The organism is Actinoplanes sp. NPDC051537 (assembly GCF_055586105.1).
Map to the genome: position 1 here is coordinate 71,008 of NZ_JBVJIU010000008.1, position 14,761 is coordinate 85,768.

At 70.3% G+C, this 14,761-nt stretch carries 14 protein-coding genes and 1 tRNA gene; 8 read left to right on the top strand and 7 right to left on the bottom strand.

Features of this window, described 5'->3' with window-relative positions:
* Nucleotides 1–122: 122 nt before the first annotated feature.
* Nucleotides 123–1,082, bottom strand: a complete 960-nt coding sequence (locus ACZ6TB_RS20600) for a helix-turn-helix transcriptional regulator (protein WP_465556136.1) — start codon at nucleotides 1,080–1,082, stop codon at nucleotides 123–125.
* Between the two features lie 62 nt (nucleotides 1,083–1,144).
* Between ACZ6TB_RS20600 and ACZ6TB_RS20605 the strand changes: the two genes are divergently transcribed.
* The 7 genes from ACZ6TB_RS20605 (at nucleotide 1,145) to ACZ6TB_RS20635 (ending at nucleotide 6,943) form a co-directional block, all read left to right on the top strand.
* The gene (locus tag ACZ6TB_RS20605; RefSeq protein ID WP_465556137.1) at nucleotides 1,145–2,098 is read left to right on the top strand and encodes an ABC transporter ATP-binding protein; all 954 of its coding nucleotides are present in this window, start codon (nucleotides 1,145–1,147) and stop codon (nucleotides 2,096–2,098) included.
* Nucleotides 2,099–2,100: 2 nt separating this feature from the next.
* Nucleotides 2,101–2,835 carry an ABC transporter permease gene (locus ACZ6TB_RS20610; RefSeq protein WP_465556138.1) on the top strand — a complete coding sequence of 245 codons (735 nt, stop codon included), beginning with the start codon at nucleotides 2,101–2,103 and terminating at the stop codon, nucleotides 2,833–2,835.
* A gap of 16 nt (nucleotides 2,836–2,851) precedes the next feature.
* Nucleotides 2,852–3,925 (top strand): magnesium and cobalt transport protein CorA, encoded by a 1,074-nt coding sequence (locus tag ACZ6TB_RS20615; protein ID WP_465556139.1) that lies wholly within the window; start codon nucleotides 2,852–2,854, stop codon nucleotides 3,923–3,925.
* A gap of 415 nt (nucleotides 3,926–4,340) precedes the next feature.
* Nucleotides 4,341–5,690 carry a hypothetical protein gene (locus tag ACZ6TB_RS20620; RefSeq protein WP_465556140.1) on the top strand — a complete coding sequence of 450 codons (1,350 nt, stop codon included), beginning with the start codon at nucleotides 4,341–4,343 and terminating at the stop codon, nucleotides 5,688–5,690.
* Entirely contained in the window at nucleotides 5,668–6,060 is a 393-nt protein-coding gene (locus ACZ6TB_RS20625) for a DUF2750 domain-containing protein (RefSeq protein ID WP_465556141.1), read from the top strand. The genes ACZ6TB_RS20620 and ACZ6TB_RS20625 overlap by 23 nt, the downstream gene beginning before the upstream one ends.
* 56 nt (nucleotides 6,061–6,116) lie before the next feature.
* Nucleotides 6,117–6,548 (top strand): response regulator, encoded by a 432-nt coding sequence (locus ACZ6TB_RS20630; RefSeq protein WP_465556142.1) that lies wholly within the window; start codon nucleotides 6,117–6,119, stop codon nucleotides 6,546–6,548.
* 41 nt (nucleotides 6,549–6,589) lie between these two features.
* Nucleotides 6,590–6,943 carry a PRC-barrel domain-containing protein gene (locus ACZ6TB_RS20635; RefSeq protein ID WP_465556143.1) on the top strand — a complete coding sequence of 118 codons (354 nt, stop codon included), beginning with the start codon at nucleotides 6,590–6,592 and terminating at the stop codon, nucleotides 6,941–6,943.
* 235 nt (nucleotides 6,944–7,178) lie between these two features.
* On the opposite strand, the gene ACZ6TB_RS20640 is transcribed toward ACZ6TB_RS20635, so the two are convergent.
* From ACZ6TB_RS20640 to ACZ6TB_RS20655, 4 genes are all read right to left on the bottom strand, one after another.
* Entirely contained in the window at nucleotides 7,179–8,012 is an 834-nt protein-coding gene (locus ACZ6TB_RS20640) for an MHYT domain-containing protein (RefSeq protein ID WP_465556144.1), read from the bottom strand.
* Nucleotides 8,013–8,247: 235 nt separating this feature from the next.
* On the bottom strand, nucleotides 8,248–8,529 hold the full coding sequence (locus ACZ6TB_RS20645; protein WP_465556145.1) for a hypothetical protein: 282 nt from the start codon (nucleotides 8,527–8,529) through the stop codon (nucleotides 8,248–8,250).
* 206 nt (nucleotides 8,530–8,735) lie between these two features.
* Complete coding sequence (locus tag ACZ6TB_RS20650; protein ID WP_465556146.1) at nucleotides 8,736–9,974, bottom strand: L,D-transpeptidase; 1,239 nt, start codon at nucleotides 9,972–9,974, stop codon at nucleotides 8,736–8,738.
* Between the two features lie 159 nt (nucleotides 9,975–10,133).
* The gene (locus ACZ6TB_RS20655; RefSeq protein WP_465556147.1) at nucleotides 10,134–11,378 is read right to left on the bottom strand and encodes a L,D-transpeptidase; all 1,245 of its coding nucleotides are present in this window, start codon (nucleotides 11,376–11,378) and stop codon (nucleotides 10,134–10,136) included.
* Between the two features lie 164 nt (nucleotides 11,379–11,542).
* Here ACZ6TB_RS20655 and ACZ6TB_RS20660 point away from each other — a divergent pair.
* Nucleotides 11,543–11,618: transfer RNA gene (locus ACZ6TB_RS20660), tRNA-Lys, on the top strand.
* Between the two features lie 59 nt (nucleotides 11,619–11,677).
* Here the strand turns inward: ACZ6TB_RS20660 and ACZ6TB_RS20665 are convergent.
* Nucleotides 11,678–12,238, bottom strand: coding sequence for a DoxX family protein (locus ACZ6TB_RS20665; RefSeq protein WP_465556148.1), 561 nt, complete (start codon nucleotides 12,236–12,238; stop codon nucleotides 11,678–11,680).
* 174 nt (nucleotides 12,239–12,412) lie between these two features.
* Nucleotides 12,413–14,677 (bottom strand): tetratricopeptide repeat protein, encoded by a 2,265-nt coding sequence (locus ACZ6TB_RS20670; protein WP_465556149.1) that lies wholly within the window; start codon nucleotides 14,675–14,677, stop codon nucleotides 12,413–12,415.
* Nucleotides 14,678–14,761 lie beyond the last annotated feature (84 nt).

Sequence of the window (14,761 nt, forward strand, 5' to 3'; positions counted from 1 at the left end):
CGGAAATTCATTGAGGCTTATATAAGTACGGGCTGAAGCAGCCCCGGAAAATGTCGGTGGGCGCCGATAGCTTGTTGGCTGCGGATCGGCGCCACGGGGGCGCCGATCCGTCCAAACGACCGTCAGGCAGAGTTGCGCAGGAGGGTCTCGCCCACCTCACGGGCGCGGTCGCGCAGCTCAGGCGGCGACTCGATGGTGAACGACGCGCCGAGCACGCCGAGCGTCAGGACGGGCCAGGAGAGGTCGTCGACGTTCATCCGGAGGCGGCACGCGGTGTCGTCGGGTTCGAGGGGCTCGACCGTGCCCCAGTGACCCACGACGGCCCGGACCTGGTCGGCGGAGGCCTGGATGACAACCGAGACATCGAAGCGGTTCGGCAGGGAACGCATGCGGGAGCGGAGCCAGGCCGCCGCGTCACCGCCCGGGATGTCCCTTGGGCGGAAGCGGGCCCCGGTCAGGGACGGGTCGGTCAGGCGGTCCACTCGAAAGCTTCGCCAGTCGGCTCGGTCCAGGTCCCAGGCGATCAGGTACCAGCGGCGGCCCAGCGGGACCAGGCGGTGGGGCTCCACCTGGCGCGGGGCCACCTCGCGCTCGCGGGCGGTGTAGCTGAAGCGGAGACGTTCCTCGCCTCGGCAGGCCAGGGCGATCGTGGTCAGCACGTCGGGGTCCAAGGTGGGGCCGCCGCCCAGGACGCCGGGGGTGGTCACGGCGCGCAGGGCGTCTATGCGGCGGCGCAGGCGTGGTGGGAGGAGCTGGATGACCTTGGCCAGGGCCCGGACCGAGGTCTCCTCGAAGCCGGCCACCGCGCCGGCCGCGGCGGTTCGCAGGCCTACCGCGATGGCCACCGCCTCGTCGTCGTCCAGCAGCAGCGGGGGCACGGCGGCGCCGGCCTGGAGTTGGTAGCCGCCGGCCGAGCCACGGTTGGCGTCCACCGGGTAGCCGAGCTCGCGCAGGCGGTCCACGTCGCGGCGGAGGGTGCGCGGGCTGACCTCGAGGCGGTCGGCCAGCTCGCCGCCGGGCCAGTAGCGGTGGGTCTGCAGCAGCGACAGCAGTCGCAGCATCCGGGCACTCGTGTTCGCCATGAATTCAGACTCCACCGCATTGAGGCCAGAAACTGTCCGCAACGAACCCTAGCGTCGACATCATGATTGAGACACAGGGTCTGACCAAGCACTTCAAGGACGTTCGCGCCGTTGAGGGGATCGACCTGAGCGTGCGTCGCGGGGAGCTGGTCGCGCTGCTCGGGCCGAACGGGGCCGGCAAGTCGACCACGCTGCGCATGCTGACGACGCTGATACCGCCGACCTCGGGCACCGCGACCGTGGCCGGGTTCGACGTGGTCAAGCGGCAGCGGGACGTGCGACTGCGGATCGGCTACATCGGTCAGGGCAACGGGGCGGGTCACAGCCAGCGCGGGCGGGACGAACTCACAAGCCAGGGGCGGGCGTACGGGATGAGCGTGCGCGACGCGCGGCGGCGGGCCGGTGAGCTGATCGAGTCGCTGGGGCTGGCCGAGGTGGCGGACCGTACCGTCGCGACGCTCTCCGGTGGGCAGCGCCGGCGGCTGGACATCGCGATGGGGCTCATCCACGCGCCCGAGCTGCTCTTTCTCGACGAGCCGTCGACCGGTCTCGACCCGCAGAACCGGGCCAACCTCCAGGAGCACATCCTGCGCCTGCGGAAGGAGCACGACACCACGATCGTGCTGACCACGCACTACCTGGACGAGGCGGACTCGATGGCCGAGCGGGTCATCGTCGTCGACCACGGGCGGATCATCGCCGACGACACCCCGGAACGGCTCAAGGCCGAGCACGTCGGCGACACCATCCGGCTCGGGTTCGACTCGGCCGACGAAGCTTCCTGGGCGGCCGGTCAACTTCACGGGCGGGAGCTCACCGCGTACGGGAAAGGGATCGTGATCCGCACGCAGGGTGGGCCGCGGCAGGTGCCCGGGATTCTCGAAGATCTGCGTTCGGCGGGGGTGCCGGCGGCCGAGGTCGAGGTCGCCCGGCCGACGCTCGACGACGTCTTTCTCAAGCTCACCGGCCGCAGCCTGCGCGAGCAGCAGCCGATCAAGGAACTCGTGGAGGTCTGATCATGCTCACCGACACCATGACCGTGTTCAGCCGCGAGCTGCGGCCCACGCTGCGCAACCCGTTCACGCTCATCATCGCGATGGTGCAGCCGCTGGTGTTCCTGGCGTTGTTCGCGCCGCTGCTGCCGGGCGACAAGAGCGACTCGCTGCGCTGGTTCGTGCCCGGCATCGTCGTCATGTCGTGCCTGTTCGCGTCCTCGATGACCGGGTCGAACCTGCTCTTCGAGATCCAGACCGGCTCGCACGAGCGGATGCTGGTCACCCCGCTGCGCCGGCCGGCCCTGCTGATCGGGCGGGCGCTGAAGGAGATCGTCCCGATGGTCGCGCAGGCGGCCCTCATCGTGATCGTCTGCCTGCCGTTCGGCTACCGGCTCAGCCTCGGCGGCGCGCTGCTCGGGCTGATCATCCTGGCCGGTTTCTGCGTCGGGCTCGGCGCGCTCTCGTACACGCTCGCGCTCGCCTCCAAGCACCAGGAATGGCTCTTCTGGACCGTGCAGCAGACCGTGCTCTTCCCGATCCTGCTGCTCGCCGGCGTGCTGCTGCCGCTCGACGGCGGACCGGGCTGGCTGCGCGCGCTCGCCGCGTGGAATCCGTTGCGCTACGTGGTCGACGCCGAGCGGGCGCTGTTCACCGGCGACATCTGGAGCTCGACGACCGTCACCGGCTTGCTGGCCGCCGCCATAGTGGGATCGCTCGGGCTGCTCATCGGCGTGCGAGCGATGCGCCGGTCCGACTGACCACTACGGTGGGGCGATGTTCGGGTTGCGGCGGCTCATCGACGGGATCACCCCGCGGCGTACCCGGCACGCGCCGCCGCCTCGGCAGCGGCGGCACAACCCGGATGCGGTCGTCGACTGCGCGGTCTACACGGCCGGGGCGCGGCGGCCGGGGACGGTCCATTTCACCGAGGCGGCGCGCTTGGCGCGACGGCGTGGCGCGTACGTGTGGCTGGGTCTGCATGAACCGGACCTGGCCACCATGCGCGCGATCGCCGAGACGTTCGACCTGCACGAGCTGATCGTGGAGCAGACCGTCGAGGGCGGTCACCGCCCGGCGCTGGAGGTCATCGGCGACGTGACCCGGCTGGTTCTGCGCACCGCCCGCTACGTCGAGCACGAGGAGCTGACCGCGACGTCGGAGGTGGTCGACACCGGCGACGTGACCGTGCTGATCGGGCCGTCCTTCGTGATCAGCGTCCGGCAGGGCGCGGCCGGCGCGCTCTGGCCGGTCCGGCAGGACCTGGAGAAGCGGCCCACGGTGCTGCGGCTGGGACCCTGGACGGTGGCGTACGCGATCGCGGGCCGGATGGTCGACGAGTACCTCGACGTGGCGGCCGCCGTCGAGCGCGACCTGGAACGGCTCGAGGAGGAGACCTTCGCCGACCAGCGCTCGCCCGAGATCGCGCACTTCTACCAGCTCAAGCGGGAGATGGTGGAGTTCAAGCGGGCGGTGCTGCCGCTGCAGGAGCCGCTCGCCCGGCTGCTCGACGACCCGGGGCTGCCGGTCGCGCTGCGGCCCTATTTCACCGACGTGCGGGGGCGGCTGGCGCGGGCCGTCGACCGGGTGGCCGGCTTCGACGACCTGCTCAACTCGATCCTGCAGGCCCGGCTCGCCCAGGTGTCGATGGGCCAGAACAACGACATGCGCATGATCGCGGCCTGGGCGGCGATGGCGGCGGTGCCGACGGTCATCGCCGGGATCTACGGGATGAACTTCTCGAGCATGCCGTTCCTCGACTCGCCGTACGGATTCTGGGGCGTGATCGCCGCGATCGCGGTGATCTGCGGCGGTCTGTACTGGCGGTTCAAGCGCGCTCGCTGGCTGTGATCGAGCCACTGTCACACGCTGTCACGCCGGCAACAAAGATCATCCGAACGGGCGGCTGTCCACTCCGGACGGCGGCAACGAGGGTGCCCGCTCTCCCGTGGTCCCGATTACGACGGGTTACTACCTTGGATTTCATCGACGTCGCGGATCGGACGTCGGCAAGAGGACCTGCGCCCGGCCGGTACTGCCCCCCAGCCGGCCGGGCGCATCCCTTTTATATGTTCGGCAAAGTCGCCGGGTAAGTACGTCGCTTGCCGCGTCGCGCGAGTCGAGGCCGGTCGTCGATGACGCGCCGGCCCCTTCTCACGTCATTCCCCCCGTTGAGGCCGCGGCCACCCTCCGAGAGTAGAAGCCGCGTCGCCCCGGTGCGCTCATTCCCGAAATTTCGGGTTTGTGCGGGGGTGGTGGGGATGGGATGGGGACGGACGCCGGATCAGTTGTGGCCGTGGCCGTGCTGGCCGTGGTCGTCCTGGTCGCCGCCCTGCTGGCCGCCCTGCTGGCCGCCCTGCTGGCCGCCCTGCTGACCGCCCTGCTGGCCACCCTGCTGACCGCCCTGCTGACCGCCCTGCTGGCCACCCTGCTGACCGCCCTGCTGACCGCCCTGCTGACCGCCCTGCTGACCACCCTGCTGGCCACCCTGCTGACCGCCCTGCTGGCCACCCTGCTGGCCACCCTGCTGGCCACCCTGCTGGCCACCCTGCTGACCGCCCTGCTGACCGCCCTGCTGACCGCCCTGCTGGCCACCCTGCTGGCCACCCTGCTGACCGCCCTGCTGACCGCCCTGCTGACCGCCCTGCTGACCGCCCTGCTGACCGCCCTGCTGACCGCCCTGCTGACCGCCCTGCTGGCCGCCCTGACCGTGGTCGCCACCCTGACCGTGGTCGCCACCCTGACCGTGGTCGCCACCCTGACCGTGGTCGCCACCCTGACCGTGGTCGCCACCCTGACCGTGGTCGTCGCCGTGGCCGCCGGGGCCGCCCTGGCCGTGGTCGCCGTGGTCGCCGTGGTCGCCGTGGTCGCCCGGGAAGCCGGGCCCGCCCGGGCCGCCGGGGAAGCCGTGGCCCGGCCGGTTGTCGTTGCGGACGACCGGCAGCGCCAGGCTGAACGAGCGCCACTCGGTGCGGGCGCGGCGGGTGCAGTCGTTGTAGGAGACGATCGCGCGCAGCCGGGCGATGCCGGAGCGGTCGAAGTCGGCGTTCACCCGGATCGGCGTGAAGTCCGTGCGGCCGGGGCGGAGGGTGTCGCCCCGGAAGAACGTCGCGTAGGGGTGGCGGCCGGCGTAGTCGACGTCCACGTCGCGGGCGACCAGCCGCACCGAGAAGTCGCAGACCCGGCGGTCCGTACGCCAGTTGATGTTGATCCAGTTGTCGGTGTGCGCGCGCACCGCACGCAGCCAGCTGGTGACCGGCTGCGGCCCACGCGGAGCGGCGGACGCGGGTGCCGCTGTGGTCATCGCGGCCGCGCCGACCGTCGCGGTGGCGAGGGCCACCAGCGCTCCGATACGCCGACTCTTGTTCATCAATTCCTCCGGTGGCTGATCAGTCTCGTCCGCCCCAAGCCGTGGCGGGCAAAACGGACACTATGGGCAATCAACCTCCGTGGTGCGGTTTTAGCCGGTGTTTCGGACTTATCTACTCTTTCCTGTACAAAATGTTTAGTGCCGATCGGCCGAAAAGATGATGTTGGGACGTGGACCCACGCGATCGGCCACGATAAGAAGGCGTACGCCGGAAGGAGCTCCCATGTCGCTCAGCGGTGCCCATAAAGCGGCTTTCCGACGAGAGGTCACGCAGGCGGGTCAGGTCTACGCGATCCGCGACCCGGACGGCTTCCCGGCCCCGGTCGGCGAGGACGGGCGGCGGGCGGTGCCGTTCTGGTCCAAGCCCACGCGCGCCCAGTTGATCGTCAAGCACGTCACCGCGTACGAAGGCTTCGAAGTTGTTCCGATCTCGGTCGAGGACTGGCTCTCCGGCTGGATGACGAGCCTCGAGCACGACGAGATGATGGTCGGCGTCAACTGGGCCGGGGCGCGCGCGACCGGGTACGACATGACGCCCGGCCAGGTGTTGCGCTGGTTCTCGGAGCTCGAGCCGGAGGCGACGGACGACGCCGGGATTCACACGACCCAGCGGTAGTTCGGATCGACCGGTGCCCCTATGCTTGCGACACTGCAAATACAGGGGGTACGGCCGTGCGCAACCTGCAGATCCTCGTCGTCGACGACGACGATGCCGACGCCCTCATGATCTCCGAGGCGCTGGCGACCGAGACGGACGCCAGCGTCGAGCGGGTGCACGACGGTCGCGAGGCGCTCGACTACCTGCGCCGCGAGGGCCCGTTCAGCGAGGCCCTGCGCCCCGACCTGATCCTGCTCGACCTCAACATGCCGCGCATGGACGGGCGCGAGACGCTGGCCGCGATCAAGACGGACGACCGGCTCAAGGCCATCCCCGTGGTGATCCTGACGACCTCGGGCGCGGCGCCGGACATCGTTGCCAGCTATCAGCAACGGGCCAACGCGTACGTGACGAAGCCGTTCGGTCTCGATGATTTCGAGTCGACCGTGCGCCAGATCAACCGCTTCTACCGCGAGGTCGCCAGCCTGCCGCCCGCGGGCTCCTGAATCGCCGTGTACCGGGCACGCGCTCGGGGTACCACCGGGGTATGACCCACAAGGAAGCTCCCGAGGATCTCGGCGCCCCGGTGTCGTACCTGGTGCTGGCGGACGGCACGCCCGTCTTCGACCGCTCCGGCAGCCGCGCCGGCGAGGTCGAGCACGTGGTGGCCGACGAGCACGGCGACGTGTTCCACGGCCTGCTGATCAAGACGGCCGCCGGGCACCGGTTCGCGCGGGCCTCGCTGGTCGACGGCCTCTTCGAGCACGGCGTCATCATCACGGCAGCGGCCGGCGAGCTGCCGGAGCCGAGCGCCGACCCGGCCGCGCGGCAGACCGAGAAGGACGAGTCGCTCACGCACAGCCTCAAGAAGGCGTGGGATTGGCTCGTCCAGCCGCACTGACGCCGCGGGCCGCGAGGCCGTCCGGCGCGCATAGGTAAGCAGAGCGCCCGACGCCGCTCCGCCCGCGCGCATAGGTAAGCAGAGCGCCCGACGCCGCTCCGCCGGCGCGCATAGGTAAGCAGAGCTAAACCCCACGCCCGCGCGCATAGGTAAGCAGAGCTAAACCCCACGCCCGCGCGTATCGGTAAGCAGAGCGGCAACGCGGGCCGCCCGGTTCGGGCGGCCCGGTTCCGGGTCAGCGGGAGCGGTCGCGGTAGGTCCAGGAACCGCCGCCCAGGGCCGAGGCGCCGCGGGACGGCTGCTCGGGCTCGGGGGCGGCCGTCTGGCGCGGGATCATGCCGGTCTGGCCGGTCGACTCGCGGCGGGCCGCCAGGTACTCGGCGGCGGCCCGGTCCTCCTCGGTCGGGGCGGCCATCAGGGCGTACGCGAGGCCCAGGATGCCGAAGACCACGGTGAGGCCGACCGGGACGATCATCGCGGTGGCGGTGGCGCCGGAGAGGGTGCCGATCGGGTCGTGCTCGGTGACCGACATCGCGGACATGCCGGTGAAGTGCATGCCGTTGACGGCGATGCCCATGACCAAGGCCGAGGCGAAGACGACCAGCGGCTTGCGGACCGTCACGGCGAGCCAGAGCGCCACCGAGGCGGCGACCACGGCGATGCCGACCGACATGCCGACGCGGGTGGTCGAGTACGCGATCTCGCCGTTGAGGTGCATGGCGGCCATGCCCGTGTAGTGCATCGCCGCGACGCCCAGGCCGGCGATGATGCCGCCGGCCAGGATGCGGAAGTTCTGCGCGGTCTTGCCGAACAGCGCGATCACCAGCCCGAGGGCCACCGCCACGATCGCGATGATGGCGCTCGCGAAGGTGAGGCCCACGTCGTACCGGATCGGCGTGCCCACCACGCTGAAGCCCATCATGGCGACGAAGTGCATGCTCCAGATCGCCGTGCCGCCGATCGCGACCGCCGCCAGGATCAGCCACCAGACGCGCTCGGAGTTCGAGCGGGCCGACCGGAACCGCACGGCGAGCGTGAGTCCGAGGAGTGATCCGAGTACGGAGAGCACATAACTGATCGTTGGTGTGATCCACCCGTGATCGAAATGATGGATCTGCGCCATTGCCGGTCCCCTCCTCGGTGCCCCACGTCCGCGGTGCATATTGCCTGCTTGATCGCCACCTTGTGAAGGAGTGTGACGCAGGTTGCGTCGCGTTCCGGATACAGATGTCGAAACAACGCACGAACCTCGCGTTGGCCGCGAATCTCCAGGTCAGCCCGGCATTGATCTCGGGCGATGTCGATCAACCGGCGGTCTTGAGCCCGCTCTCCGCGCAAACGCCAGACATTTCGGAAGCGGCCGCACCAACTGCCGCGATCTTGTCCGGTTCGTCGTCTTTGCCGCTTGCGGCCGCGGCGGCCTCGTAAGCGTCGCCGAGGCGAGTGGCGGCGTCGGCGAGCGGAGCGTCCGCGGTTCGGGTCGCCGCGACGATGGCGTCGACCACTCCGGGCGTCATGAGCGAGCCGGCGACGATGGCGGCGCCGAGCTGGGCGCAACCGACGGTCCCGGGCGGGTCGTCGGCCATTGCGCTCTCCCCCGAGAGGTTCACGCTCGGTAACGGAGCGCCCGGCGACGACGGGGCGTTGTCACGGCCACCGCAGCCGGCCGTGAACGCGACAAGCAGAACTAACAGCGCAATTCGGTGCACCAACCAAGATTATGCGCCATTTACTCGTACGGGATGAAAAAAGCGCGGCCGATAATCGACCGCGCCTTTCGCACCCGCCGTGGTTACAGGTAGCTGAGCTTCTTCCAGGCGCCCCAGCTCAGGTTGAAGTCGGTCCAGCCGTTGCCCTGCTTCAGCTTTTCCTCGGTGCCGCTCACCGTGATCGGGTCGCCCATCATCGTGCGGCTGAAGAGCCAGGCGCCCATCGCCTCGGAGACGTTCACGCAGCCGTGCGAGACGTTGACCTTGCCCTGCTTGCCCTCGGACCAGGGCGCGGCGTGGATGAACTGGCCGCTCCAGGTGATGCGCTGGGCGAAGTCGATCGGCGTCTTGTAGCCGTTCACGGGGTCGGTGTCGGTGGTGTCGAAGACGGTGTGCCTCGCCTTCTCCATCACGATCATCGTGCCGCTCGACGACGGGGTGCTCGCCTTGCCCAGGCTGACCGGGAGTGTCTTGATGACCTTGCCGTCCTGCTTGACCGTCATCTGCTTGGTCTTGTTGGAGACCGTCATGACGAACGAGCGGCCGATCTTGAGGTCGACCGTGAGGTCGCTCTTGCCGTAGTAGCCGTTGCCCAGCGGCACGCCGGCCAGCTGCACCTTGTAGAAGACCTTGGAGTTGGCCTTCCAGAACTCCTTCGGCCGGTAGTGCACCTCGGTCGGGCTGATCCAGCCCCAGGAGCCCTCCTGCGCCGGGCTCGCGGTGACGGCCATGCGGCGCTCGACGTCGTCGCGGTAGCTCGCCGGGATGGACCGGCTGAACTTGATGATCAGCGGCATGCCCACGCCGACCACGTTGCCGTCGCCGAGGAAGCTCGTCACTCGCACGACCTTCGTCGGCTTGGCCATCGTGGTGAACGCGCTGGTGGTCGTGCCGCCCTTGCCCTCGGACGCGGTGCCGTTCACGGTGACCGTGTACTTCGTGCCGTAGTCGAGGGCCTTCTCCGGCCGCCAGACCTTGTCGTCCTTGTCGAGCGTGCCCTTGACGTCGGCGCCCTTGGCGTCGGTGACCGTGACCGAGGTGTTCTCCGGGTCGTCGCTGGTGTACTTCACCTCGACCGCGCCGGCGACGACGCCGGTGGCGTCCGCCTTGGGTGAGACGACGGCGACCGTGCTCAGCGTCGGCGACGGGGACGGCTCGGCGGAGGTGCTGCCGCCGTCGGCCTGCGCGCTGCTGCCATTGCCGCCGCCCTGCCAGCTCGGCGACTTGTCGCCGTGACCGCAGCCCGAGCTCAGCAGGACGGTGCCTGCGATCAACCCGGCTGCGGCGATGCGCCACGGCCGGCTCACTCGACTGATCTTCATGGTCCCCTCACGGCGTCGTTCGTCCCCGGCGCCCAATATTGCTCTATGAAAGCCCGGTGACCAATCCCGGATTCGTGCCGCGGCATTCACCGTCACACAAGTCATGGGGGCAAGTCGCCCGTTTAGGGACACCTTGCCGTGGTGCAACCACTCAGTTTCTTAATTCAGAGTCGCCGGTACGGGTAGAGCACTGCCCTTGACGAACTCCGACCAGCTGACGTTCCACGGCGTCCAGCCGTCGCCGTAGCCGAGCTTGCTGCCGGTGCCGTTCACCTGGACGGGGTCGCCGATCAGGGTCTTGTCGAACAGCCAGCGGGCGTTGCCCGGGCCGACGTTGACGCAGCCGTGCGACACGTTGCGGTGGCCTTGAGCGCCGACCGACCAGGGGGCGGAGTGGATGTACTGCCCGCTCCAGGTGAGGCGTTGCGCGTACTGGATCTCGGTGCGATAGCCGGACGCGCCGTCGGTGTCGGTGGTGTCGAAGACCGTCTCGGCGAGCTTGTCCATCACGACCATGGTGCCGCTCGCCGACGGCTTGCTCGGCCGGCCGAGGCTCACCGGCATCGTCTTGACGACCTTGCCGTCCTGCTCGACCGTCATCTTCTTGGTCTTGTTGTCGACCGTCATCACGAACTTGCGCCCGATCTTCGCGGTCGCCGAGCGGTCGCGGTCGCCGTAGCGGCCGGCGCCCGTGGGCACGCCGCCGACCGCGATGCGCACGGTCAGCGTGGTGCCGGTCTGCCAGTAGTCCTTGGCGCGGTAGTAGGCCTGGGTGCCGCTCGGGGTCCACGACCAGACGCCGGGCTGCGGCGGGTCGGTCTTGACGAACATGCGCTTCTGCACGGCGGCGCGGTCGGCCTTCTTGATGCCCGGGCTGAACTCGACCACGACCGGCATCCCGACGCCGTACGTGTGATCGTCGAACAGGTAGAGCCCGGTGCCCGTCTTGTGGCCCGGCGCGCCCATCGTGGTGAACGTCGTGCTCGCGGTCTTGGTGAGGCCGACGTCGCTGGTGGCGACGACGCTCGCCGCGTACCTCTCCTTGGTCTTGAGCGTCTTGCCCGGCACCCAGCTGGAACCGTCGTCGCGCAGCTCGCCCGAGACGGCCTGCCCCTTGCTGTCCTTGAGGGTGACCGACGTGACCTTGGCGCCCGCGACCTTGACCCCGATCTCGGCGCTGACCGGCACGTCCTTCTTACCGGTGGCCGGCGTGACGCTCAGCTCGATCGGAACCGCGGCCGACTCGGGCTGCGGCGCGCTGGCGGCGGCACTCGGCGCCCCGGCTTGCGCGCTCGCCGCGGCGGCGGCGGCCGGCTTCTTGTTGTCACCGCAGCCGGACAGCGCAAGAGGCGCGATCACCGCCGCCACCACCACAGCCACCAGCGAGCGCCGCATGCCGACCATCCCCGTGAGATCACGTTCTGCAGTTTGTTTGCGGGCACATCCTGCCTCATGGATGCAAGGCGCGGGTCCTCCCTGAGGCTGATTCAAGCTGTGAAGGTGATGGGAGGAGGGCCGATTTCAATGATCTAGGGGGTGCGTGCTAACGTTTCCGTCGTTGCCGGAGAGCGCCGCTAGCTCAACTGGCAGAGCAGCGGACTCTTAATCCGCGGGTTGTAGGTTCAAGTCCTACGCGGCGCACCACGCTTCACCAGGCCGTATAGCCATCAGGCTATACGGCCTCGGTCTTTTGCCGGACGCCATCAGAACTGGGCGTGGGTCATCGTGTACCAGGTCGGGACGAACGCGGTCAGGACCAGCACGATCAGAACCGCCAGCGACGTGAGCACGCGCCGGGTGGTGAGCGGGGCGGGCGCGATCGGCCTCCGGGTCCAGCGGCCGGCCGCGATGAAGACGGAGACCGCCCCGAGCACGACATTGGCGGGGATCAGCGCGTACTCGCCGCGCGTCAGGTGGAAGCCGGCGGCCAGGATCATGGTCAGCGCCAGGCCGGCCGTGGCGAGCGGCGTCAGCTTCGGCTTCACCCGGGTCACGGCCGGCAGGATGAGGCCGATGCCGCCGAGGACCTCGCAGACCCCGATGAAGACGATCAGGGGCTGCGGCACCGCCGCGTACCAGGCGACGGCCCGGGGTGCATCCGCATAGAGGGCGTCGTCGACGAGCAGGATCTTGCCGAAGCCGCTGCCGGCGAAGAAGAAGCCCCAGAGAAGCTGAAGGGCCCACAGGCCGCCGTTGAGCGTGAGCCACTTCTTGCGGCCCTGCTCGTGGACGCCCGGTACGGTCACGCCGATGTGCGCGGTCATGTGCTGTCTCCCTTGTTGTGCTGGCGTCGGACGGGAGTGATCCGACCATCGCGGCACCGGGCGGCGCACCGCACGTGGGACACCGTGGGACACCGGGTGCGCGGCCTGGCTGGGCGGACGAGGCTCCGACCCGGTGGCATGGGCTGGGACGAGCCGGTCGAACGGCTGAACGTGTCACGCCTCCGCATCTGCGCGGAGCTTCGCCCGTACCTTCTCGGCCGACTCGTGTTCGAGCTTCGTGCGGATGTCCAGGGCGCGCGTCCAGGCCTCGCGGGCGGCCTCGCCCTGGCCCGCCTCGTGGTGGGTGTCGCCGAGGCGTTCCAGGGCGTCGGCTGTCATCGAGGCGTGGCCGAGCCCGTGGAAGATCTCGATGGCGCGCCGGTAGCAGTCGACGGCCTGGTCGTGGTGGCTCAGGTGCTGGTGGGCGTAGCCGAGGCTGTCCAGGGTGAAGGCGATGTTCTCGTGGTCGCCCCGCCGGGTGTTGATGGCCAGCGCCTCGTTGCAGTAGACCAGGGCCTCGGCGTGGTCGCCGAGCAGCGCGCGGAACCAGCCGACCGTGTTGAGGGCGCGGGCCGTCCGCAGCTCGACCGGCTCCGGCGTGGCGGCGGGGGTCTCGCCGGAGCGGGTCGCGGCCAGGGCCCGCTCGGCGTGCTCCAGCGCCTCCCGGAGATTGCCCTGGCGTTCGGCGAGCATGGACAGGTCGAGATGCACGTCCGCCTCGCCGCACCGGTCGCCGATGCCGTCGAAGAGGAGCAGGGCCTCCCGGGCCTGGGCCGCGGCCTCGGTCGCCCGGCCGAGGCTGCGGTAGGCCTCGCCGAGCCGGCGGTGCGTGTAGGCCAGCACGCCGGGGCTGCCCAGATGACGGGCCGCGGTGACGGCCGCCAGCCAGGCGTCCATCCGGTCCTGCAGGTGCCACTGGCGGCGGTGGAACGTGTCCAGGCCCCAGGCGAGCTGCCAGGTGCAGGCGTGCAGGCCCGCGCCGGCGGCAAAGGCGGCGGCCGCGAGGAGGTTGGCGTGCTCGGCCTCCAGCCACGCCATGGCCGTCTGGTGGTCGGCGATCCGCTCGGCGTCGACGCCGTCCGGCAGCGGCTCGAGCGGCACCGCGATGGCGTCCAGGTTGGGGTAGACGAGCCGGTTGGCCGCGCAGGCGGTGTGCACGTAATGGGCGATGAGCCGGGCCGGCGCCTCGCCGGCCTCACCCGGCGAGGACGCCGAGGCCAGCTCCGCGGCGTAGGCGCGGAGCAGGTCGTGCTGGGTGAATCGGCCGGGCCGGTGTTCGATGACCAGGTTGGCCCGGGTGAGCTGGGACAGCATCCGGCGCGTCTCGGCCACCGGCGCGCCGGCCAGGGCGGCGGCGCCCATCGTGGACAGATCGGCGCCGGGGTGCAGGCCGAGCAGGCGGAACAGGCGCGCCGCGGGGGGCGTGAGGGTCGCGTACGACCAGGAGAAGATGGCGCGTACGTCGCTGAGCGGGTCACCGGCGTCCAGCACGTTGAGCCGGTGACCGGCCGCGTTCAGGTCGGCGGCGAGGGCGGCGAGGGGAAAGCCGGACTGCCGGGCCCGGGCGGCGGCGATCGCCAGCGCGAGCGGCAGCCCGGCGCAGGCCGCGACGATCTCCGGTACGGCGCCCGGCTCGGCCGCGACCCGATCGGTGCCGAGCCGCTCGTTGAGCAGGTCGCGGGACTCCTCCGGGCTCAGCACGCCGAGCTGGAGCGGGTGGGCGCCGTCGGTGGCGAGCAGGCCGGTGAGCTGGTTGCGGCTGGTCACCAGGACCAGCGCGGCCGGGCTGGCGGGCAGCAGGGCCCGGACCTGCTCGGCGTCGCGCGCGTTGTCGAGCACGACCAGGACGCGCTTGCCGACGAGCAGGCTCCGATAGCGGGCGGCCTGGGCGTCCGGGCCGGCCGGGATCTGGTCGGGGGCCACGCCGAGGGCGTCCAGGAACCCGCGGACGGCGTCGGCCGGATCCATCACCCGTCCGGACGGGTCGAAGCCGCGCAGGTTGACGTACAGCTGACCGTCGGGGAACTGGCCGGACACCCGGTGGGCCCAGTGCACCGCGAGGGACGTCTTCCCGATCCCGGCCATGCCGGACAGCGCGGAGATCACCGCTACGGTCGGCCGTTCGCCGGGCACCGCCAGCAGCGCGTCCAGCCGGGCCAGTTCCGCCGCGCGGCCGGTGAACGAATGAACGTCGGGGGGCAGCTGGGCAGGCTGGGCTCGGGGTGTCTGACAGAACGAATCGCGGGCGTCGCCGGTCAGCCCGAAGGCGTCCGCGAGCAGGCGCATCGTGACCGGCCGGGGCTGGCTGATCCGCCCCGCCTCCACCTTGCCGATCGTGCTCGTGCTGACCCCGATCCGCGCGGCGAGATCTTCCTGCGAGAGCCCCAGCCGCCGGCGGTGCGCCCGCACGGCGAGCCCGAACGCCGATCCTCCGGTCACCCCGCGATAGTACGGGTGAGTTACCGGTGAAGTCTCTGGTGAGCGATCGGCGCCCCGGCCAAGCTCGACGTCATGCCCATTGTC